This is a genomic window from Flavobacterium sp. RHBU_24 (genome assembly GCF_046613695.1).
In the GTDB taxonomy this organism is placed as follows: domain Bacteria; phylum Bacteroidota; class Bacteroidia; order Flavobacteriales; family Flavobacteriaceae; genus Flavobacterium.
In genome coordinates this window covers 394,604-415,258 of record NZ_JBKJHD010000001.1, presented here as the reverse complement: position 1 = coordinate 415,258, position 20,655 = coordinate 394,604, and the positions used below count along the sequence as shown (strand labels likewise).

General features: G+C 44.2%; 23 protein-coding genes. 2 read left to right on the top strand and 21 right to left on the bottom strand.

Translation table 11 applies throughout. The features are described from left to right. Positions 1 to 4: 4 nt before the first annotated feature. The 5 genes from ACLI09_RS01955 to ACLI09_RS01935 all read right to left on the bottom strand — a co-directional run bounded on the left by ACLI09_RS01955 (position 5) and on the right by ACLI09_RS01935 (position 5,344). Entirely contained in the window at positions 5 to 841 is an 837-nt protein-coding gene (locus ACLI09_RS01955) for a helix-turn-helix domain-containing protein (RefSeq protein WP_411417898.1), read from the bottom strand. 176 nt (positions 842 to 1,017) lie between these two features. Then, positions 1,018 to 1,956 carry an NADP-dependent oxidoreductase gene (locus ACLI09_RS01950; RefSeq protein WP_411417897.1) on the bottom strand — a complete coding sequence of 313 codons (939 nt, stop codon included), beginning with the start codon at positions 1,954 to 1,956 and terminating at the stop codon, positions 1,018 to 1,020. A gap of 26 nt (positions 1,957 to 1,982) precedes the next feature. Next, entirely contained in the window at positions 1,983 to 3,488 is a 1,506-nt protein-coding gene (locus ACLI09_RS01945) for an L-dopachrome tautomerase-related protein (protein WP_411417896.1), read from the bottom strand. A gap of 5 nt (positions 3,489 to 3,493) precedes the next feature. Then, positions 3,494 to 4,633: an L-dopachrome tautomerase-related protein gene (locus ACLI09_RS01940; protein ID WP_411417895.1), complete on the bottom strand. Its 1,140-nt coding sequence runs from the start codon at positions 4,631 to 4,633 to the stop codon at positions 3,494 to 3,496. A gap of 141 nt (positions 4,634 to 4,774) precedes the next feature. Next, positions 4,775 to 5,344 (bottom strand): YbhB/YbcL family Raf kinase inhibitor-like protein, encoded by a 570-nt coding sequence (locus tag ACLI09_RS01935; RefSeq protein WP_411417894.1) that lies wholly within the window; start codon positions 5,342 to 5,344, stop codon positions 4,775 to 4,777. A gap of 256 nt (positions 5,345 to 5,600) precedes the next feature. On the opposite strand from ACLI09_RS01935, the gene ACLI09_RS01930 reads away from it, so the two are divergent. Together ACLI09_RS01930 and ACLI09_RS01925 are read left to right on the top strand one after the other, a co-directional pair. Further along, the gene (locus ACLI09_RS01930; protein ID WP_411417893.1) at positions 5,601 to 6,416 is read left to right on the top strand and encodes an SDR family oxidoreductase; all 816 of its coding nucleotides are present in this window, start codon (positions 5,601 to 5,603) and stop codon (positions 6,414 to 6,416) included. 107 nt (positions 6,417 to 6,523) lie between these two features. Beyond that, positions 6,524 to 7,426, top strand: coding sequence for a helix-turn-helix domain-containing protein (locus tag ACLI09_RS01925; RefSeq protein WP_411417892.1), 903 nt, complete (start codon positions 6,524 to 6,526; stop codon positions 7,424 to 7,426). A 342-nt stretch (positions 7,427 to 7,768) separates the two neighbouring features. On the opposite strand, the gene ACLI09_RS01920 is transcribed toward ACLI09_RS01925, so the two are convergent. From ACLI09_RS01920 to ACLI09_RS01845, 16 genes are all read right to left on the bottom strand, one after another. After that, complete coding sequence (locus tag ACLI09_RS01920) at positions 7,769 to 8,323, bottom strand: hypothetical protein (RefSeq protein WP_411417891.1); 555 nt, start codon at positions 8,321 to 8,323, stop codon at positions 7,769 to 7,771. Between the two features lie 70 nt (positions 8,324 to 8,393). Then, positions 8,394 to 9,728, bottom strand: a complete 1,335-nt coding sequence (locus ACLI09_RS01915) for a hypothetical protein (RefSeq protein ID WP_411417890.1) — start codon at positions 9,726 to 9,728, stop codon at positions 8,394 to 8,396. Between the two features lie 123 nt (positions 9,729 to 9,851). Then, on the bottom strand, positions 9,852 to 10,154 hold the full coding sequence (locus ACLI09_RS01910) for a hypothetical protein (RefSeq protein ID WP_411417889.1): 303 nt from the start codon (positions 10,152 to 10,154) through the stop codon (positions 9,852 to 9,854). Continuing rightward, positions 10,132 to 10,416, bottom strand: a complete 285-nt coding sequence (locus tag ACLI09_RS01905) for a DNA-binding protein (protein ID WP_411417888.1) — start codon at positions 10,414 to 10,416, stop codon at positions 10,132 to 10,134. The genes ACLI09_RS01910 and ACLI09_RS01905 overlap by 23 nt, the downstream gene beginning before the upstream one ends. Before the next feature lie 20 nt (positions 10,417 to 10,436). Further along, the gene (locus ACLI09_RS01900; protein ID WP_411417887.1) at positions 10,437 to 10,721 is read right to left on the bottom strand and encodes a hypothetical protein; all 285 of its coding nucleotides are present in this window, start codon (positions 10,719 to 10,721) and stop codon (positions 10,437 to 10,439) included. A 3-nt stretch (positions 10,722 to 10,724) separates the two neighbouring features. After that, complete coding sequence (locus ACLI09_RS01895; RefSeq protein WP_411417886.1) at positions 10,725 to 11,528, bottom strand: hypothetical protein; 804 nt, start codon at positions 11,526 to 11,528, stop codon at positions 10,725 to 10,727. An 18-nt stretch (positions 11,529 to 11,546) separates the two neighbouring features. Beyond that, positions 11,547 to 12,374, bottom strand: a complete 828-nt coding sequence (gene traN / locus ACLI09_RS01890; RefSeq protein WP_411417885.1) for a conjugative transposon protein TraN — start codon at positions 12,372 to 12,374, stop codon at positions 11,547 to 11,549. 11 nt (positions 12,375 to 12,385) lie between these two features. Next, on the bottom strand, positions 12,386 to 13,621 hold the full coding sequence (gene traM / locus ACLI09_RS01885; RefSeq protein WP_411417884.1) for a conjugative transposon protein TraM: 1,236 nt from the start codon (positions 13,619 to 13,621) through the stop codon (positions 12,386 to 12,388). Then, positions 13,605 to 13,967 (bottom strand): hypothetical protein, encoded by a 363-nt coding sequence (locus tag ACLI09_RS01880; RefSeq protein ID WP_411417883.1) that lies wholly within the window; start codon positions 13,965 to 13,967, stop codon positions 13,605 to 13,607. Before ACLI09_RS01880 ends, traM begins: the two co-directional genes overlap by 17 nt. A 112-nt stretch (positions 13,968 to 14,079) precedes the next feature. After that, positions 14,080 to 14,724: a conjugative transposon protein TraK gene (traK, locus tag ACLI09_RS01875; RefSeq protein ID WP_411417882.1), complete on the bottom strand. Its 645-nt coding sequence runs from the start codon at positions 14,722 to 14,724 to the stop codon at positions 14,080 to 14,082. Then, complete coding sequence (gene traJ / locus ACLI09_RS01870) at positions 14,711 to 15,889, bottom strand: conjugative transposon protein TraJ (RefSeq protein ID WP_411417881.1); 1,179 nt, start codon at positions 15,887 to 15,889, stop codon at positions 14,711 to 14,713. The genes traK and traJ overlap by 14 nt, the downstream gene beginning before the upstream one ends. 11 nt (positions 15,890 to 15,900) lie before the next feature. Further along, positions 15,901 to 16,536: a TerB family tellurite resistance protein gene (locus ACLI09_RS01865; protein WP_411417880.1), complete on the bottom strand. Its 636-nt coding sequence runs from the start codon at positions 16,534 to 16,536 to the stop codon at positions 15,901 to 15,903. Further along, positions 16,533 to 17,150 carry a hypothetical protein gene (locus ACLI09_RS01860; protein WP_411417879.1) on the bottom strand — a complete coding sequence of 206 codons (618 nt, stop codon included), beginning with the start codon at positions 17,148 to 17,150 and terminating at the stop codon, positions 16,533 to 16,535. Before ACLI09_RS01860 ends, ACLI09_RS01865 begins: the two co-directional genes overlap by 4 nt. 12 nt (positions 17,151 to 17,162) lie before the next feature. Then, positions 17,163 to 17,849, bottom strand: a complete 687-nt coding sequence (locus tag ACLI09_RS01855; protein WP_411417878.1) for a conjugal transfer protein TraI — start codon at positions 17,847 to 17,849, stop codon at positions 17,163 to 17,165. Between the two features lie 10 nt (positions 17,850 to 17,859). After that, complete coding sequence (locus ACLI09_RS01850) at positions 17,860 to 20,328, bottom strand: TraG family conjugative transposon ATPase (protein ID WP_411417877.1); 2,469 nt, start codon at positions 20,326 to 20,328, stop codon at positions 17,860 to 17,862. Between the two features lie 11 nt (positions 20,329 to 20,339). Next, a complete protein-coding gene (locus ACLI09_RS01845; protein ID WP_411417876.1) occupies positions 20,340 to 20,651 on the bottom strand; it encodes a DUF4133 domain-containing protein in 312 nt (103 codons plus the stop codon). Positions 20,652 to 20,655 lie beyond the last annotated feature (4 nt).

The window sequence follows — 20,655 nt, the reverse complement described above, 5'->3', positions numbered from 1 at the left end:
GTGACTAAATGCTCCCGCAGGCTGTACCTGCATCATCATAATATTTTTTGATGACCTTTGTAAGGTGGCTTGCATCGGTAAATCCCAGGTCATAAGCTATTTCTTTGAGGCTTTGCCCTGAATGTTCCATACGGCTCTGCGCTACATTCACACGTGCTTTCAGTATATATTCCTTAAGGCTCTCTCCCGTCTTCTTTTTAAAATATTCACCTACATATGTTGGAGAAAGGTTGAATTCACCAGCGATAACCTCCGTTTTAAGTTTGCTGTTATCGAACAAATTGTACTGTATGTACTGCAAGAGGTTACGTGTCTGTGTATCTTTGTCAATATGCTTTTCCAGGAAAGTATTCTCAAAGTTTCTAAGCAGGATGTTTAGCATCGCAACCATGTTTGTCCTGAGTATTGACTCTGAATAATTAGGAAGCTGCATTTCCATCTGCATGCTTTGGATCAGGCTGGCGATAACGGATTTATCACCTGCAGAATGTATAACATCACCGGGAACGCGGTTATAACTGCTCAGTATATAATGAAGATTACTAAACCACTGGCTGTAGTCCATCATGGTCCGTTTATCTTCTATAAAAAATAAGGCATTGAAACGGATAAATATAAATGTCGTGGCAGCATCTATTTCAAAAGAATGGCAATCATATGGAGGAAGTAAAAATATACTTCCCTTTTCATAATTGACCAGGCTGTCATTAATACACTGCTTCCCGGAACCTGACTGTATAAATACCAATTCAAAAAAATTGTGTTGGTGCGGGCGGCGGCTCCACTCGGTAAGTGTTTCCTTTTCTATTTCAAATGGCTCTATGGTATTTTCGATGTGCATAACCGATCTTTTATCTGTGGAGGGGCTTGTAGTAAGCAAATATAAAACTTTCCCTCCTCTTATGGCATAAAACAGTTGCATATTGGTTGCTCCTTATATTTTTAGCGATAACTCCGAATGTTTTTAGCATATAAATGCCTGTACCGCTTAAGGCGGCACAGGCAAAACCCTAAGGTTTAGAGTTTAACTATCACTTTACCTACTGTACGTCCGCTTTCTACATGTTTGTGTGCCAAAGCCATATCATTGAAATCAAATGTCTCGGAAACATGAGATTTTATATATCCTTTTTCAAGCCACTCCGCAATTACTTTCATGTCCTTTCCGTTAGAGGTAACAAGGAAAAAATATCCGTTTACGCCTTTATCTTTTGCTTTTTGGGTAACCTGTTCATTAAGTCCTGTGGGTATGCTGATGAGTGTACTGCCCGGTTTGGCAACTTCGAGTGAATTGTCAATGGTTTGCCCGCCAACATTATCGAGGATAAAATCAAACTTCTTATCGCTTTCTTCCCAGTCATATCCATGGTAATCGATATGGCTGTCAGCTCCAAGCCCTAATACAAAATCTCTGTTCTTTGCAGATGAGGTGCCTGTAACTTCCACCCCTAAATGTTTGGCGATCTGTACGGCAAAATGTCCCACTCCGCCCGCAGCGGCATGTACCAGTACTTTCTGTCCATGCTGCAAATTACCCCTAAGTACCAGGGCCTGGTAAGCGGTTAATGCGGAAAGGGTAGCAGCCGCAGCTTCTTCATGGCTTATGTTGGCAGGTTTTAATGCTAAATGCCTTGCAGGCGCAGCCATATATTCTGCGTACGCTTTGCCATGTCCGGGAAAATGTACCATCCCAAAAACTTCATCCCCTTTTTTAAATCCGGAATTGTCCCCTGCCTGCTCAACAACGCCGCTGATGTCCCAACCCAATATAAGAGGTACCTCCTCTTTTAGCCTGCCCCAAACTCCATGGCCCGCGCGGCTTTTAACATCAACTGGATTAATACTTATCGCCTTTACTCTTACAAGTACCTGTTCATCATTAATTACAGGGGTTGGGAGCTCCGTATAGATTAATTTGTCTGTACCTCCCGGCTCGTTTATTATTATTGCTTTCATTTTAAAATTATTTTCTTGTTGTTTATTTATCGTAACGGGACACCCTCCGAAAGTGGCTTAAATCTGAAAATGTAATACGGTGCGCCGGATTTGTCTACGCCCTCATTAAAGGCTGCTCCAAGATGGACCTGCGCGGCAGATACATACATATATCCGTCAGCTGCGTTGAAGCTTACCCCATCGGGCCAAAGCATCTTGCTGTCGGCAGTTAACTTGTGAACACTGCGGTCTTTGGCTAAAACCACGCTTATGCTGTTATCCTCCAACCCGGTTAAATATAAGTTCCCTTCGCTATCTATGCTCAACCCTCCATTATTTGGCTTTGCAGAATACGTTTCGACACGGCTATCAAGATTTTCCTGGCTGATTGATTCGTTTAAAAGGTCTTCAAATTTTACACGGTAAATTTTACTCCCATTAAGTGAGGCGTAATACAACCATTCAAAATTCTTGTCGGCAGTGATACCATCGCACCCTACAAGGAGTGGCTTGCCATTAACAGAAAGCGTTTTGCCTTTGATTACTGTCGGTTTGTTTTCCGGCAATGTTGTACGGGTACCTTCCAGGAGCCTGCGTGTTTCCCCAGTCTTCATATCAACTACTATAAGGGCTGCTTTGCTGCCGTCACCGCCTTTACCTATACCTTCATCGGCGATCACAAATATGCCGTGTTTATTGTCGACAACCATATCGTTGGGCTGTGAAGTGTTTGCCAATGCCGATTGCGGCAGGTAGTAGATGCGCTCAAGTTTATCAGTCCTCGTGTTCCAGCCCACAATTTTAGGGGTTACAGCATTGCGCTGGCCCATATCCAGCATCCATATAATGCCGTTGGCGTCATTCCGTATGCCCAGCACGTTGCTCAGGTAACGGTCATCGGTATCGCGGGGTGTGTTCCATTCCAGGTTTGGAAAGGGTTTATTTGTCCTAGTTTGTGCATCATACTTCATAACCCGTATTTCAGGATTAAAGAATGGGTGCTGGCTATATACCAGATCGCCCTTCGGTGTGTATGCAATATTGCCTACGGCTTCACTCAACTCAGCGAATATCTCAGGTTTAAGGATTTTGCCGTTCCACTGCGCCGACGATAGGCTTGGCGCATTATTTTTTGTAAAATAATTATCCGTGCCTGCCAGCCAGTCCATACGCGCAGGGCTAAAGAAATCAATATCTATGGTATCATCTTCCAGGGCGATAAAGCTATGTGGCACATTCGGTGGGATTATAATGCCCTCACCTGCTTTTACGAGTATCTCTTTACCGCCGGCAAGTACCTTAACACTACCTTTTGTAATCAGCGAATACTGCTCATTAACATGCTGGTGCAACGGCACTATTGCACCTTTTTTATAGGTAAAGTAGCCGATTGTACCCGCCTCGCCTGAAATAGTGCTGCGCGTCAGTAGCTCATTTAGCTGCTTTGCGGGAAGGTCGGCAAATGAAAAATGCTGTGCCTCCTGTGCATTTCCGGATAAGGCTGATGACAGGGCCAGGCCCATTAATACATTTTTTAAAAGTGGCGTTATCATAATCGTTACAGTTTCAACCTGAGCAGCTTGTAAGGCTTTTGGGTTTTGTTTACGTTATTATTAAACCACGGCATGAGCTGTATCTGGGAAATTGAAATGTACAGGTAGCCGTCAGCCGAAATACTGTAGCTGTCGGGCCATATAAGTTTGTCAGCATCGGTCAGCAGCGTATGCATTTTAAGATCAGGGGTAATTTTCACAATGCTGCTTTTCTCTAGGTCGCCCACGTAAAGGTTACCTTGTTTATCGAATTCCATCCCGTCAGTTGTTACAAAGTGGCCTAAATCTTCCACCTTATCGCTAATGGTTTTCAACGGCGTCGAAAAATCCCTTAATAAAGCGGTACTAACACGGTATAGCTTATCGTCTGTAAGGGGTTTATAGTACAGCCATGCTTTATCTGGGGTAAGGGCAATACCATCTGAATTGATTTTAGGTATACTGCCGTCAGCCTTAGAAAATTCCTTACCGTTAAATGTAAAATGATATGCTGGGTTAGAAAGTACTGTTTTTGAATCGTGCAATACAAAACGCGAATCACCGGTTTTTGTATTAAGTACTACAACTCCTCCATTGGATGAACTTGTCATGTAGGCAAAGCCATTCGTGTTATCAATTCGGATATCATTAATGTAACTATCCTTGCCTGCTACACTCTCAGGAAATTTGTATATACGCTCTACGCTGTTATCGGCGAGCTTTATTTTAATAACCTTATTGCTGTTTTTATAAACAGGGCCAAGGCCGATACCCGCTGCGTCTACGACCCACAGGTAACCATTTTCATCGGCTACCACTGCCTGTACGCATACAAACTTATCGGCGCCGTTGTCGCCCTTTTTAAAACTATTCCATTCCGCATTCGGATACGGAACCGGTTTTCCATCCTTAACCTCAACTAAAGAGTAACTGTGCTTGTCCAGCCAGTACGGGTAGTTGGTAAACACCCTTCCTTCAGGCGACACGGCTACACCGGTAAGCTGGTAAGTGCTGTCGGCAAAAACTTCTTCTAATTCAGGAGATGTAACGTCATTCGTTGCAACTTCCGTCTCCGGCCTTGCAGGAGTATCAGTACTTTCTTTTTTAGCGCAGGCAATGGATAAAATTCCAGCGAGGACTGCGCTTAGTATTACGTATTTTTTCATAATGAGTCTGTTTAATTTTATACAGTATAAATTTCAATCATGGATAATGCAGCATTGCATTTATTTGTGGTTTACGCTACATTATCATGTCTGTGAAATTATTTTCAGTTTTTTACCGCCCATATAGGGCGGTAAATTTTGTTAGGGTACATACACGTAAGATACAATTGATGCTTTGGCAATCGTATTGGCACTCAGGTTAAATCCAACCAATGCAGGGTTAGCGTCTTTGTCAAGATTAAGTTTGGTCTTCAGGGCATATACGGTAATTACATAGGGATGGTAACCACTTGCAGGAATTGGTACCGGACCGCCATAACCGTATTTTTTAAAATCATTTAGCGAGGAGATACTGCCTGCCGGCAATAATTCCGGGTGCGTACTTCCGGCTCCTGCTTTCAGTGACTTAGTATCTTTCGGAAGGTTAAAAAGTACCCAGTGCCACCATCCGCTACCGGTCGGCGCAGCAGCATCATACATGGTCACTGCGAACGCCTGCGTACCTTCAGGAGCATTTTCCCATAGAAGGTCGGGTGAGATGTTACCTCCATTTACACCCCAGTCATTATAATAGAACTCTTTTGTAAGCTGGCCACCAAGCCCGGCACTTTTTAAGGTAAATGTCTTTGCGCCGGTTTGCGCCTGTGTTGTAAATGCGGTGATCACAAATGCGCCGATTGCGATTAAACGCGTAATAGAAAAACTTTTCATCTTTAAGTTATTTAGATATTAAAAATTGTTGCTGCAGGTATTGGAACCTGACACTGCAAATTTCAAAAGTTAACAGCATACGGTTGTGGTATGTTTTAAGGTTAGATATGTAAAAAAAAAGGTAAAGCTAAAAGGCACCGCATTGCATTTATAATCGGAGATATATATAAGTCATGCCACGATATGTATAATTTTTTTAAATAGTACAGTCAGAACTTTGTACTGTCAATAATGACAAAAAATTAAATGATTTGTAATGAAAAAAACAGTATTGATTACAGGGGCCTCGTCAGGTTTCGGTAAGGAAACAGCAAAGTTTTTCCATAAAAACGGGTGGAATGTTATAGCTTCAATGCGTTCTCCTGAAAAAGAAGAGGAATTGAACCACTTGGAAAATGTATTTGTTACACATCTTGATGTACAGGATGAATCGTCCATAAAGAAAGCTGTTGAAGCAGGTGCTGAAAAATTCGGTACTATTGACGCCCTTATAAATAATGCCGGATATGGTCTAATGGGTGTTTTTGAGTCGGCTTCAATTGACCAGATCCAGAAACAATTTGATGTTAATGTATTCGGTATGATGCGCGTAACACAGGCAGTCTTGCCCTACCTGCGAAACAACAGCAGTGGTTCGATTGTCAATATCTCTTCTTTTGGTGGTGTTGTAGCATTGCCCTTTACAAGTCTCTACGCGTCTTCTAAGTTCGCAGTGGAAGGCTTTTCAGAATCGCTATCGCATGAATTGTCTAAGTTTAACATAAAAGTTAAAATTATTGAGCCGGGCGGGGTTCATACCAATTTCAGAAACGGGCTTGAAATTATTAAAAATGAGATTCCTGAATACGATCCTTTGATGGCAACCTTTTTTGGAAGATATGCAACTCCTACCGAAAATATTGATAAAGCTACTCCTGAAGAGATTGCACAAACCATATATAATGCAGCAACCGACAATAGCAGTCAGCTAAGGTATATCGCCGGAGCTGATGCGCAGTTCTATGCTGACGTGAAATATAAAAATGATGAAGATACATTTGTAAACACGATCAGGAATTTTTTCATAAATTAGATGACACCCCTAATGTCTGACAGTACAATCATAAGAGGATAATTAGGGGTTATTCTATAATGCAGGCTTACCTGCTGTATTGCTAACATTCTCGAATTAGGCTCCGCATGACACCAAAGTATATTGACATCAAATCCATATCAGATGTACATCGATTTTATAATTGTGATAAACCAAAACACCCTTTAATCACAGTTCTTGATCTGGCACTCGTAAAACCGGACCGCCCTGATGAAAATACTTTTTACAGAACTGATTTTTATTCTATAGTCTGCAAGCGTTTTGAAGGCGCTATTAAATACGGGAGGTCTTATTATGATTTTGAAGAGGGATCGCTTATGTTTACACTGCCAGGACAGGTTATTCTTTCAGAGCCGGGAATAAAGGTAAATGAGGGTTGGGGAATATTTTTTCATCAGGACCTGCTCAGCGGCACCGATCTTGAAAGAAAAATAAATAATTATTCTTTTTTTCAGTACGGTACTAATGAAGCGCTGCACATTTCTGATGATGAAAAAAATATTTTAGGTGATGCAATTGAAAAGATAAAAAGGGAATATTCCCAGAACACGGACAAGCACACCAAAAATTTAATTGTCGATAATCTGCAACTGATATTAAATTACTGCAACCGTTTTTATGACAGGCAGTTTTTGACAAGAGAAAAAGTAAACAATGATATCGTACAGCGATTTGAAAAGATTTTGATTGACTATTATTCTGCGGATGATCTTTTTGATAAAGGTATACCAACCACAAAATATTTTGCCGCGCAGCTCAATCTGTCCTCCAATTATCTTTCGGACATCCTGACTAAATTCACGGGTAAAACAACACAGGAACATATACATCTGAAGATTATTGAAAGAGCCAAAGTTAATCTGAATAACCAGGCCAGGTCAATTAGCGAGATAGCCTATCAACTGGGTTTTGAGCATCCTTCGCATTTTACAAAATTATTTAAAAATAAAACGGGAATCTCTCCAAGGGAGTACCGCACTTTGCATTAAGTCAGATTTCCAAACTCAAAAGACTTACATCGTTATCAAAACCTGGTAACTCACCATGTTTTCATACGATGGCGTGGCTAACCATGTCCTTAAAATCACAGTACAACAGTCAGCCATTTCGATAAAGGCGGCCTTAACCTCCAAGTTAAACAGATAGATTCCATTGTGGATGGAATCATTTATTACAGAACAGTAGCATAATTTTCCGGTTGATAATATTGGCATGGCAATACGCTACACAAAATCTTAAAAGTTAATTTGCCCCGGTTTTGTTGGGAGACTCACCGGGAGTAAAGAGGGCGGATGCATCAGTGTCCGCCTTTCTTATAATGGTGGCTACTCCTACCTGTGTTTTCCCACTATGGGTTGTAATTCTTTTGCAAGCTTAGTCTCAAGCACAGACATGTAATCTGCCATTTCATGCTCAAATTCTAGAACGCTCATCTTTAATTTTACATTAGTGCCCTGTGTCCAGTAAAAAAGTTGCAACCCTTGCGTCCTGCTTACTTTATAGTAGCCCAAATGCTGGACAAGGCGGCCCCATAGCGCTTTTTTAACCTTGCCAACATACAGCACTTTAGTCCTTGGGAATTTCTTTTTTATTGCAGGCACTGATTTAGCACCGGGAGTATTCTTGTAGGCTTGTATCCGGCTTATTATCTCGTCGGCATCATGATCCGATTCGATTGTAAAATAGTAAAGACAGGGACCGCTGATGTTTGCGACAGCGTCAAAGAGTTGCGAAAAGTCACTATCTTTCAACACATTGACATAGTTATAGTCCTTCATTTCAAAGCAATCAATATCAAATTGATACTGCTGTTTTGGACCATTCTCCGAAACCTTTAGTAACGGTACAATTGCTGATTTGCTGAATGCCTTAATTCTATCGTTCATGCCAAAAATTTACTAATTCAACTCATATATAGTTTTATGCATTATGCAAAGCTTACCCAATAATTCATTCTCATGGATGTTCCCTTTCCCAATGGACATCATTTTTGCACTTCACAGCTTCATCAACTACGAGGAATGTCTGATCCAATATCGGGTATTGTTCCTGCCGTTCGAGAAAACCGGCAGTGGTTTCATCAAATGTCAGATGTATTCCCGGCAAAGCATAGGATTGGAAAAAGTGGCAATAAATCATCTTTAATCCGCTACCGCCTTTGTCGAAATCTGCTGCCCTGGCCTTAATTTTTTCAAAGCGGGCACGTTCTACTTCAGGACCGTCCAGGGTTTCGACACCAACATGTATAACGGCATTGCTCCCCGGAGGCAACTGGTCATTGGCTTCCTTTATATGATGGAACAGGTCACGTGCCTTGGCTTCAATAGATTCAGGTGCATCGCACCTCCAGTCAATTGCGTATCCTCCGGCAACATTCAAAATATAACGGTTAAACCCGGCCGGTGGACCATAATAGCCATGCTTTGCTAACAAAGCTGCCGTGAAGCCGGTGCTTTCCGCATTACCGCCGATAAGCTGGCGCATAAACGGCGAGCCTTCCTGTAACGGGCCACGTTTTAATTGCGCATTGATGCGTTTCAGATCGATTTTGGCAAGGCTTACCGTCAGAGTATCATTGGAAATATGCAATTTTCCTTCCTCTGCACCAGTGTTACCGCCAAACAAATCCAGCAGATAGGTCTCGGGTATGGTATGTACTTCTTTATGGAATACCACTTCGAGCATAAGTGCATTTTCCATAAGTAATGGCGAAACATGGTTCAGCATTGCAAGCCACGCCTTCTGTTCTTTTTTGCTGTACTCCGAGCGCTGTGCCATACGCTTACATTCGACATAATACTGCTTGCCGTTTTTTACAGCCTTTATATCAGGGGTTTTATGACTGGTAACATCAATAAACGAAACTTCCCAGCCATTCTTAACCCACAGTAGTGCTGTCAGGATTTCAAACAGATTGGAGTCAGCCTGATTTTTTTCACTTTTAAGCATTTTTCTCACTTTCGTATCTATTCCGCCAATCTCCTTCACCAACTCGAGATCCGCACCTATACGTTGGAAAATAGGGCCGACCCTTGCTCCCTGATAAGCTTCATATTTGGATATATCTTTTGTAAGGCACTCCATCAAATAGATATACCATCCGATTTGGTCGTTTTCCACTTTTAGTGTTTTCATATTTTTCAAATCAGCAACATCTTCTTCCCTTGGTCTTGTAAGCGAGGTAACAGCATCCTCAACAGACTGAAGACGTGAAGGCCAGGCGTCCGTGTGCAAATGCGACTTAAGCCATTCAATGGCTTTAATAATATTGTGGTCTTTATAATTTTCCATACAGATATCTATTTTTAGTGATTATAGATGTAACAATAAGCTTCATGGTTATTTCTATTGCGTGGTAAAAGCAAACATAGCCGTTTGTTACGGGTACAGTAAAATTAAAAAAAAACAACCTTGCTAAGAAGGTTGTTTTAGGTCAATTTCGCTCTTTGCATCCGGATCGTACGATGGCCGGTAATTGATGTACCCCATATCCTGTAACTTTTTTAAATATTTGTGGTATGTAGGTATGCTGCTTATATGGGACAACTGCATGAGCCGCTTCCTGCTTATCCGGATACCATATTTTGTACCCTGGGTTACCGATGCAATAAATATTGCGGCCAGTAGGGCTACATCCCATACACTTAGGTTAATGTCTGTTAAAATAAATTCCAGGTCAGAGGGTGTCGTACATTTACTTGTCTTTTTTTTTCTCATCACTAAATAATTGCATAAGGTCTTCCCTGTTATAATAGTAGGACCCCAAAACCTTTTTAAAACGTACTTTACCGGCCACTCGCAGGTTTTGCAGCGAACCTGCTGAGATGTCGAGCAGTTTTCGCACCACTCTGGCCTTAAGCCACTCTGGATTCGTTTCGTTTTTTTGTGCTGTAACAGGGCCCTCAATAATAGTACGGATCGTACCAATGAGAAGCAGCCCAAATTGGCGCAGGTCTTCTTTTGTTACTCCATTTTCCATCGTACAATTAGTTAATATTCTCAATCTGTAAAGTAGATTTTGCTTGCACGGTTCTTCTTCTTCGAAGGTAGGTACCGCAGGTAACCATATTCATTCATCTCCCTCAGGCAACGATAGTATGTCTTGTGGGCAGAAATTTTTGCAATACGCATGATCTCGACACTCACTGCATCCACCGGGTTACTGTAACCCCTGTCTAGCCTGTATTGCAGCAAAGCCGCATAGATTCCGATATGCGTAATGCCTATGCGCTGGTCAGATTTCGTCTTCTCGAAAAAGGCTGTCAGGGGTTTAAGTAAATCCATCTCTTACATCTTTTGCGATTTTCGGCGCTGCTTTTTCGGCGCGTCATCGCCGGGAGCATCATTCTCAGCGTCGGAGTTTTTAGCAGCCGTACTTTGCTTTGCCTTCTCTGACCTGCCCTGAAGCTGAGATTCTTTCTCTACCTTGGACTGGCTCGAGTCAAGCCTATTCTTCGAACTGTCATAAAACGTAATGCTTTTGAATTGCGGGTTGGCCTCAATATAATTTTTGACCTCTTTTCCGTCCTTTATAAAAGTGACGGATTGCAGGTTGCCCTTCTTAAGTGAGTTTATAAGGTCCTGCTTATGCGACTCGTTTTGCAGTTCTTTTAGCGGATATTTGCTTAGGGCAGCCTCAAGGTTATACCCGTAGTTCTCGTGGTAATGGTTAAGCCTGAAGTTGCCATTCGAATCGGAATCCTTAAAATCGAGCTGAACCCACGCGTTATATTCCTGTCCTTCTTTCGATGTTAGGTCTTTATTCACGGACCGGCCTTCCATAAGGTTATAAGCCTCCTTTAGGGTAATATTACTGCCCTTATTGATATAGAAAGTCTGGTCAAGAGTTTCAGGCCTGCCTTCTTTTTCCAGGCGAACATCGTAGGAGTTAAAGAAATACATATCGGACTGGTCGGATTTCTTAAAGTTAAGTGTGGCACTTACCCTGTCGTCTCCATAGAACGCATCATGATTTAGTGTAAAAGTTTCCTTTTTCTGCTCTATATTTTGCTTCAGGTCCGCCTCAAGTGCATCCCCGAAACCTGTATATTTTACCTGATCCTTTAGGTAATTATAATTGTTCTCGTTCATGACAATCAGTTTTAATTATTACTTAATGGAAGGAAGTGGTATAACTTTACCTGCCTTCGAGTTTTTGATCTTTAGTTGTAGGTGCCTGCCCCCGTCCTTTTCGGTCAGTTGAAGGTAAAGGTCCTTTTGATAGGGGATTGTGAATTTCGGCAGTACGACAACAAATGTTTTCATGCCTTTGGCCGGTACTTTCAACACAGGCTGGTAAACTGTCACCGGGAGCAGTTCTGTTTCCTGGGAAGCAGTTCTGCGGCTGACCTTCCTGTCACGAACCAAAAAGCGGAGATGGTCGGGGACGTAACTGATATTCGAATTGTTCTGCAACATAATCCTGTAAAAGATGTAATCATCGGCGATATACATCCCGGTCACCTCAATCCCGATCTCGTAATCTCGCTCTGAAATTGAGATGCGACTGCGGTCATGAAAGGCCATTGCCGCTAAAACATCAAGCTGCGCATCGTTGATGCCCTGGCCGGACATTGCAGGCCCTGGGCTTACATTTGAACTGAAATCATAAGCATAGGTCAGGGGCTCTGTTTCGTACGAAACCTGGAAATTATAGAGTTTTCCGTCGCTGGTCACTACAGTAAGGTTGGTAGACATAAAATCCTCTTGCGCCGCCTTGATTTGAAGCAGGTTTTCCACACCTTTGGGTTTTTGGGCAAGCACATCCTGGCTTCCCCTGTCTACATTTATTATCGGATAAGGAAACAGCAGGCTCGTAGTACAGGTCTCTGAAATCGAAAGGTACGCGTTTACCGGTAGCTCCTTTGGTAAGTCCTGGGCTGAGAAAGTAAAGGGTAGCCCAATTAGCATCACGATGATTAATAGCACTTTTTTCATTGTATGAAGTTTTAGTTTTCTTTTTGTTTACCGTCCCTTAGTAAAACCGAGTAGCCGGCTTTCAGGGTGACTTTTATAAGCTTTACTTTTTTACTGAAAAGCCCTTTCGCAGCTTCGATTCCGGCTCCGGCTGCCTGCGCTCCCCAGGAATCATCAAGTGTCGTAATACCCAAAGTCTGCGCAGAACGCTCCGCAGAGGATTTTGCAACGTCCCTGTTGATAGCCCCGGGGATATAGACGCCTGCCATGCCATCCAGGTCGTAGACGGTAAGTTCTACCGGGAATAGGGAGGCGCCGTAACGTATGGTGGTAATCTCTATTGCCAGCCGTTCGCCTTTTAGGGAAGCCATTCCGTAGACAAAGGTATTTTTTGGAATCTTGGTGCCGTTGACAAAAATATCCTGCATAAGTAAAAGTTTGACCGTCGAGCCATTAACCACGGTCTGCGTTTCAGGAACTGTCGCCCTGACGGCATTATCCTGGATGCTGCCCCTTCCGGCTTCCAGCCCGTAAAAGCCCGTATGCTGAAATGTTGCCCCGAACGTGGCCTGAGTTCCCAGATCGGCGCTTCGCAGCGACCCAACCACTTCAGGCTCCTGCACATTGCCCACAGCATAAACAAGGCCCCTGTTCTTGGCGGATTGCTCTTTAACCTTTTGCTCCATACGTTCAGGATATTGCAGGTCAAGTATACTTTCCAGCATACCGCTTAACTGTTGCAGTTCTGAATCAGGTTGCGATTCGGAATCAGTTGGTTCAAGTAACTCTGCCAGTTGCGCTTCATATCCGGATGTGTTTACGGCCTCTGCGTGGGGAGCAGCAGTACCGGCCGGAATCGATCGAATGGGCTTATTGACAGCATTCTTCAGTTCTTCAAGCTTTTGGTATACTTTGGTTTCCTCGCTGCTTTGGTAAGCGGATGCTCTCAGGCCACCCGGACTGGTAGCGGCGGAAGAGTCATTGACCGCGAACCTGTAGTTCGGGTCTTTCCTTCGCATATCCTCGAGTTTGGTTGAATCGGTTGAAGCCTGCTCGTAATAATTTAGCTTATCCAGCCCCTTGTCGTCCTGTAGCTGTGCGGAAGGAAGCTTTATGTTGAAACCCTTTTTATTAACAGTTGCATGCCCTTCTGCACTACCACCTCCCAAAGCCCAAAATAGGATTGTCACAAAGGGGAGCAGCACGAGGGGAAGCAGCAACAGTATTTTTTTTTTCCTGCCGGAAGGCAGCTTATTGTCCTTTTCCATGATCAGTGTTTTTTTGATTTATAATTAGTGATTCGGCCATCGATACGCTGTCAAGCAGTCCGGGCCTTGCAGTCAACAGGCTATCCAATTGCCTGCGCCCGCTCTCCGAAGACTGTAGCGCAGTAACATAATTCCTGAAGTTAAGAAGTTGCTGTGCCAGGAGCGTATCATACACCACCGACCTTGAAGGCGCAGGATCAGGTGCCCTGATACTTACAATACGTTCCGGGCGGAGTACGTACCTGTTCCCTAAAGCGATGCTACCCGAAATGATAAGGTAGACACAGCAACTAAAGGATAAGGCCATGAAAAGCGCAAAGGTCAGGGTCAGGCTTCGGCGTCCCATACGCATTGACTGCCGTCCCATCCATTCTGCCCATCGTGCTCTGGTTCGTAGGTAAAGCAATTGCAGGTAGCCGTCAATGAGCGGCCTATTTGCCGTGTGGTTCTTTTTCATTTTAATTTCGATTCTCGATTTTTAAATCCCTGTTATCAACAGTACGCCAGCGCTCAATGAGAAAACCATGCGGATTATTGTCGCTGCGTGATACGTTGCGTAGGTTCCCCTCAGTGACCAGCAGGCGCGTTACGGTAGTTGTTGGCCTGACTATCTGTTGGATTGCATAACACCGGAAATGATAAGGATAGCTACCAATATCAACCCTGATGCTGTCGATAATGATTTCCTGGCTGATATTGCCGGAAATTATACCGGCATAATAGCCGTTTTCCCTGAGGTCATCATAGACCGCCTTTGCTGTATTGTCAGCAAGATATAGTGCTTTCGAGACGTTCTGTCGTATCACTTTTTCGTCAGGATCAAGGGTAAAGAAATTTTGGTGAAAATTCCTGACATGGTCCCTGCCCTCAACCTGTATATTGTCCCTTCGGTCAGATGCGTAGGCCTCAATTGCCTTCCCGTCGGCAAGCACATAAATTTTATCCTGCAGGCGGTTCACTGTCGCAAAGCTTTTGTAAAGTGCAAATGCAGTGACTCCCGCGCTGGCTAATACCGTTAAAAGCGTAAAAGTCCTTACATGCCTGAAAGCAGTGTCAATGTTGTTTAATTTACGGAACATAGTAGGGTTTTTAAGTGTTGCCATTTATTTTATCGCGCTGGTACTGGTCTGTATTGTTGCCCGCACCCCCATCACTGAACATGCCCCTTGCCATATCCTTCCAACCCCCAACAGCTGTTTCAGCCCCTGAATAGGCAGAACTTGCCGCAGTCGTGGATGACGTGCTGAAAAAACTTGTCACCCTTTGCCCAAGGGCACCGCCACCGCCCGCATGGACAATATAATTGGCAACCGAAGGCACGGTAAAATAACCGACAATTCCTATGATCATAAAAACAAGGTAGGCGACATCGGTACGGCTGAAGAAGGTATCGCCCTGTTCGTTGACCTGCGCAATATCCATTTGCAGCATTTTCTCCTGTATCTTGCCTATGATACTGCCAAAGATATTGGCAACCGGAAGCCAGAGAAAAATATTGATATAGCGTGCAAGCCATACATTCAGCGTGTGGTGGAAACCGTCAAATACGGAGAGGCCGAAGACCAATGGCCCCAAAATGGCCAGCACCACAAGCTGGAAAGTACGGAGCGTATCGATGCATAAAGATGCGGCTTCAAAGAGGACGCGCAACACCTCGCTCATCCACTCTTTTACGGAATTTCGGAAATTATACGAATACTTAGCCATTGCGAACTTGATGTCGTTGCCAAGTCCCTCGATCAGTCCCTCATCCGAGGCATCTTCTCCGTCGTGCGTATACTTGTACCACTGGTCCCTGTTACCATTTCCATCATCCCCGACATACATTTGCCAGGTGTCTGTCGTCTTAATTGCCGCTTCCTTCTGGCGCAGCAATTCCTCTATTGCCTTGTTGGAATCCTCGACCATAGCGCCCGTGGCTGTAACAGTAGGTTTCATGATACCGTTAATCATCGCAAGTACCAACGGGAAAAGCATAATGCAGAATCCGATTACGAAAGGACGGAACAGGGGATAAAAATCGATCGGTTCGGCATTGGCAAGATGCCTCCAAACCCTCGAAGCGATGTACCATAAAGCGGCAAACCCGGCTATTCCCTGGCTTACGCCTATCAGGTTGCTGCACAGGGGTATCATCTCATCGTACAGTTGCTCAAGCAGGCCATGCAGCCCACTCATCTCATCTGCCATAGACTGGCAGTAGGCAAAACAAGGCAATAGCACTCCTGCGCCTGTAAATAATACAGCCTTTTTTCTTAGTATAGCCATTTTGCAAATTCTTAAGGGTTAATGCCATTCAGTAGCCGGATGGCTTTTATGTCATTGGTCTCTTTAGCCCTTTGCAGGGCTAAAATGGAAGTATCAGCATTAAAATCGCGCAGAAACATCAGTTTATCCTGGACTGAAGCATAAATACGGTCAATAACCTGCAGGCGTTCTTCGTCTGACATCCTCAGTTCTCCGGCGGTAAGCACAGCGGTAAGTTCATCCAGGTCCTTAAGGCTATTGGCAACCAGGTTCTCATACACCCTGTTGAAATAGGATATTTCAAGTGAATTGAAAAGGCCGCTGCCGCTCAGCCTGACCCTATGCGTATTCAACTCCTTCATCAGGTCGACCTGGCAACCTATAATATCCGCTACGCGTTTATAGTTTCTTACAGAAGGGCTAACCTGCAGTAAATTGTCAAGGAAGGTTTTGTGCAGGCTGAAGTTTCCTTCCGTCAAATCCTTTACGGTATTATATCCCTTAGTCAAAATCTCGTAGCCCTTTTTCATGTCCTTTAGGATTGACCTGAACTGGCTTAGTTTCTCAATGTTCAGGGCAAGCTGCCTGAGCTCCTGTCCCTGCGCACCGGCTTTCTGCAAGGGTGCCAGCAGGGACGCTACCAGCATAATATAGACCATCCATCTCATGGTGCGTCATTTAGGTTAAACAATTTTCGTGATTCCAGGGTTTCCAAATGTTCCCTTTTCCTGGAAAGGAAAAGTGCAGTGGCCTCATCGCTGAATCCCCTGATAAAAATGTAACGGCCCTCCATGTCCTGCACAAGCGCATCGATGCGCTCAAGCCTGCCTGCATCGTCAGCTTCAATTGCTGCATCAGACAGTAGCTCATACAGGGATGAAAGGTCATCGGCAGTATCAGCAGAGACGCGCCCTACGACACGTAGGATATATTGCTTCTCATTTGCATATAAAAGGTCATCATCGGCTCCACGTTCCAAGGCTGTGGTAATCGTGCTGATACCGGCACCCATCGTAAGCAACTTCTCCACACCGGAATAATGCCTAAGCAGTGGATTGACAAGTTTCAGCCCCTGATAAAAAAGCGTATGCAGTTGCAACTCGCCATCTTTCATCCGCCCAATAAAGGACAAGCCGTCTTTCGCTATTTTATAGCTTTTAGAAAGGTAGGCCCCATAGGTTTTAAGCAAAACGATCTGCTCGAGCATCACCCGTTCCTGTTTTGCTTGTGCACCGCCGCACCATGTCACAAGCAACCCCATAAAAATTAGTAGGTTTTTCATTTCGTTATTTTTTTAGTTGCCAATCCCATACAGATTCTTTGAATGATTAACCTCATTTTGGGCTTTTTGCCTCTGGATGTAAAGGATGATGTTTTCGCGGTTAAATTTTTGAAGGTCATCATAATTTGCATCTACACGGTCGGCGGCAGCGTTGATAAGCTGCAGACGTTCAGCATCATTCATACTCATCGCATAGGATTCAATGATTGTGAAGATATGCTCCATAGTAGCCATGCTTTCTTCAAGTATACCCTGATAGACTTGCTGCATATGGTCAAGTTCGTCATCAGTAAAATGGCTACCCTGACGTAAGAGGTTCCAGGTACGCTGATAACCCGACAGCAGTTTTGCCTGCTTGGCAGTAATATCACGGATGCGCTGGTATTGGCTGACTACGGATTTTACTTCTTTCAGTTCGTTGTAGTACTGGCTGTAAAGATCTTTTTGCTTTTTTGCCCAGTCCGAAATCTCTTCGAGCTTCAGCTTCGAAAGCGTATTTTCAATCTGCTTCTGCGCATTCTGAAGTTTTATGGTTTTATTTTGGAGTTTTTGTATTTTAAGGTCCATCGCCTTTATGACTTTTTTTACAGCCTCTTTAATAAGCCCTAATATCGGTGGCGCAGCATTTACTGGTGCTGCTTCTGCGCTACTGCATAGCAGTAGCAGGCAAAGCATCATTTTGATAAGTGGTACTTTCATAATAGTATATTTAAGTGGATTCTCGCATGGACTGTGCCAGTGCCGCAATACCCTTTCTTATATCGCCGCCATAGCGTGCGGCATATTCCTGCACTTTCACTTTTTCACTCTCCTCGGTGGTGTAGGCAAGGTACTCCTCCAGCGACACCTCGGTCCGGTACACTTTTGACAGGACCCCGCCCAGGGAAATGAAAACTTCCTTGTATCTTTTACCGGGGTCATTAGATTTGTTTACCGAGAGCACCATCGCTTTCTCCTTATCGGTAAGCCCTAACAGTTCCTGTATCTGGTCAAATTTGTTCTGGTATTTTCGCTGGTCGAGCATGATTTTGCAGTCACTGTTATTGATGATCGCCTGCTTTACCACAGGCGAAGAAATGATATCTTCAATTTCCTGGGTGACGACAATAGCCTCACCGAAAAACTTGCGTACCGTTTTAAAAAGGTATTTTATATATTCTGCCATACCCTCTTTAGCGATTGCCTTCCAGGCCTCTTCAATAAGTATCATCTTGCGTATGCCTTTGAGTTTTCGCATTTTGCTGATGAAAACCTCCATGATTATAATTGTAACCACAGGAAACAGTATAGGGTGGTCCTTGATATTGTCAAGCTCAAATACGATAAGGCGTTCCTGTAGCAGCTCCAGGTTCTCCGTAGCATTCAGAAGGTAATCAAACTCCCCTCCGGCATAATAAGGCCTAAGTACATACAGGAAATTACTTATATCAAAATCCTTTTCTTTGACATTATCCTGCGACAGCACGGCAGTAAACTCATTTTTCAGGAAATCGTAGAACGTATTAAAGCTTGGGAACAGGCACTCATCGCTGGCAAGCTTGTCATAGTAAAGCTGCAACGCATTGGAAAGGGCTACATACTCGCTGCGGCGGTACGTTTCATTATCTTTTTTCCATAGTGCCAACAAAAGCGTTTTGATGCTTTCCTTCTTTTCGGTGTCTAGTTTGTCTCCCTCTCCGATGTAAAACGGATTGAACATTATGGGATGCTCCTCCTCGTAGGTAAAATAGTAACCGCCAACCATATCACAAAGGCCTTTGTAGCTGTGTCCCACATCCACCAGCACCACGTGTGTACCCTGCTCATAATAGCTACGCACCATATGGTTGGTAAAAAAAGACTTTCCGCTTCCTGATGGGCCAAGGATGAATTTATTTCTGTTGGTTATGATTCCGGTCCTCATCGGCTCATCGCTGATATCTACATGAACGGGTTTTCCGGTAAGCCTTTCACCAAGGCGGATACCCATAGGGCTTAAAGAGGAGCGGTAGCCTGTCTCCAGGTTCAGGAAGCAGGATGCCTGTTCCGCGAAACTGTCAAAGGTGTCGTTCATCGGAAAATCAGCGGCATTGCCGGGGATGCCTGCCCAGTAAATTTGAGGCGCACCCACGGTCTCCAGCTTAGCAGAAGCGTCCATCTGCGCCAATGCCGAACTAACCATATTCCTCAGGTCATTAAGTTCGTCTTTATGCTGTGACCAAACCAGCAGGTTAAAATGGCTCCTGACCGGCAGGCGCTGTTTGCTGATCGCCTCATTAAGGAATTCGTTAGTGGCGTCGCGGGCAATAAGGTTTTCCCTGCTGTAGGCGGAAAGCGATTGCAGGCGAAGGCGCTTGCTTTCCATGCGCTGCAACGTTTTGGCACTGTCCTCAATAAAAATATACTGGTTGTAGATATGGTTGCAGGGCAACAGCTGCCCGAGCGGTGATGAGAACCCTACGCTGAAACGGGTGCGGTCGGTAGAATAAGGGTCATAGGTTACGCGTGGGCCGCAGAGCGAAGGAAGGTCAGCAGCATCAGCGAGTGTATAAAGCTGTGCATGCTTGCCGTTGATCAGCAACCCGTCATCAAATGAAAGGTCCCCAAACACGAAACTGTCACTATCTTCCCCCAAGCTGCAGTAACGCTCCAGTATGCCGATTTTACGTTCTTCACTATAAAGATCATTATCAGTGAGCGGCAGTGCTTTTACAAAGCCGCTGTCCTCCAGTATCCTGCGGAACTGCCCCGCTGCATCCCTGAAATCCTGTAACCCCTGTGCACTAAGTGTATCTTTGTGCAGCAGTGTAGGCCGGGAAAGGGTTGAGAACAGCGAACTTGAACTTTTTCGGCCTTCGGGCTTTTTGGTCAGGAAGAGGTAACAGCTGTGGTCAAGGAAAGGGCGCTCATTAAAAAAAAGGTCGCTGCTGCGGTCCAGGAAACTCCTCACACCATCCTGCAAATTTGGTTTATGGCCTTTGCGCACAAACCAGTCCTGCTTTTGCAGCACGGTATGCTTTGGTAGCACACGTATAGCCTTTAGCCAGGCGTGGTGAAATGTCTCGTATTCAGAATCGGACAGGGTAAAGATTTCAGGCAGCTCGATGGCGAATCCTAAAGTAGCATCACCCTGCCTTGAAATGATTACCCCCTGCTGGATATCAAGTATAGGAAGTACAGTTTCAAATTTCTTTTCCATAACTCTCTTTTTTACTTTCGCATAAACATCCGCCTGCTGCTATTCTTAAGGGCCTTAGGCAGCTGGCGCCTGGCAAAGGCCTTCATCATTCCGTGTTCGCCGTATTTGCGGCTTAGCGAATACGTCTTTATAATGAGGAGCGTTCCAAGCCCGGCTATAAGCCCGACACAAAGCAGGGAAGGTAATCCCAGTATGAACAGCCCTGCAAAAATGATTAGCAGTGCAATAATTCCCGCTCCGAGGTACCAGATATATTGCGCTTTCAGCCCTTTAAATTCTATGGATTGGTTAATGCCTTTATTAACCTTGTACAGGGTTGCCATCGCG

Coding starts and splice junctions, on each gene's coding strand:
- traN (WP_411417885.1), bottom strand. CDS start 12,374: ATGAAAAAAGTGCTATTAATCATCGTGATGCTAATTGGGCTACCCTTT.
- ACLI09_RS01850 (WP_411417877.1), bottom strand. CDS start 20,328: ATGGAAAAGAAATTTGAAACTGTACTTCCTATACTTGATATCCAGCAG.
- ACLI09_RS01925 (WP_411417892.1), top strand. CDS start 6,524: ATGACACCAAAGTATATTGACATCAAATCCATATCAGATGTACATCGA.
- ACLI09_RS01900 (WP_411417887.1), bottom strand. CDS start 10,721: ATGGATTTACTTAAACCCCTGACAGCCTTTTTCGAGAAGACGAAATCT.
- ACLI09_RS01880 (WP_411417883.1), bottom strand. CDS start 13,967: ATGGGACGCCGAAGCCTGACCCTGACCTTTGCGCTTTTCATGGCCTTA.
- ACLI09_RS01895 (WP_411417886.1), bottom strand. CDS start 11,528: ATGAACGAGAACAATTATAATTACCTAAAGGATCAGGTAAAATATACA.
- ACLI09_RS01905 (WP_411417888.1), bottom strand. CDS start 10,416: ATGGAAAATGGAGTAACAAAAGAAGACCTGCGCCAATTTGGGCTGCTT.
- ACLI09_RS01930 (WP_411417893.1), top strand. CDS start 5,601: ATGAAAAAAACAGTATTGATTACAGGGGCCTCGTCAGGTTTCGGTAAG.
- ACLI09_RS01955 (WP_411417898.1), bottom strand. CDS start 841: ATGCACATCGAAAATACCATAGAGCCATTTGAAATAGAAAAGGAAACA.
- ACLI09_RS01915 (WP_411417890.1), bottom strand. CDS start 9,728: ATGGAAAATTATAAAGACCACAATATTATTAAAGCCATTGAATGGCTT.
- ACLI09_RS01845 (WP_411417876.1), bottom strand. CDS start 20,651: ATGGCAACCCTGTACAAGGTTAATAAAGGCATTAACCAATCCATAGAA.
- traK (WP_411417882.1), bottom strand. CDS start 14,724: ATGGCAACACTTAAAAACCCTACTATGTTCCGTAAATTAAACAACATT.
- ACLI09_RS01945 (WP_411417896.1), bottom strand. CDS start 3,488: ATGATAACGCCACTTTTAAAAAATGTATTAATGGGCCTGGCCCTGTCA.
- traJ (WP_411417881.1), bottom strand. CDS start 15,889: ATGGCTATACTAAGAAAAAAGGCTGTATTATTTACAGGCGCAGGAGTG.
- ACLI09_RS01910 (WP_411417889.1), bottom strand. CDS start 10,154: ATGAGAAAAAAAAAGACAAGTAAATGTACGACACCCTCTGACCTGGAA.
- ACLI09_RS01940 (WP_411417895.1), bottom strand. CDS start 4,633: ATGAAAAAATACGTAATACTAAGCGCAGTCCTCGCTGGAATTTTATCC.
- ACLI09_RS01920 (WP_411417891.1), bottom strand. CDS start 8,323: ATGAACGATAGAATTAAGGCATTCAGCAAATCAGCAATTGTACCGTTA.
- ACLI09_RS01855 (WP_411417878.1), bottom strand. CDS start 17,849: ATGAAAGTACCACTTATCAAAATGATGCTTTGCCTGCTACTGCTATGC.
- ACLI09_RS01935 (WP_411417894.1), bottom strand. CDS start 5,344: ATGAAAAGTTTTTCTATTACGCGTTTAATCGCAATCGGCGCATTTGTG.
- traM (WP_411417884.1), bottom strand. CDS start 13,621: ATGGAAAAGGACAATAAGCTGCCTTCCGGCAGGAAAAAAAAAATACTG.
- ACLI09_RS01950 (WP_411417897.1), bottom strand. CDS start 1,956: ATGAAAGCAATAATAATAAACGAGCCGGGAGGTACAGACAAATTAATC.
- ACLI09_RS01865 (WP_411417880.1), bottom strand. CDS start 16,536: ATGAGATGGATGGTCTATATTATGCTGGTAGCGTCCCTGCTGGCACCC.
- ACLI09_RS01860 (WP_411417879.1), bottom strand. CDS start 17,150: ATGAAAAACCTACTAATTTTTATGGGGTTGCTTGTGACATGGTGCGGC.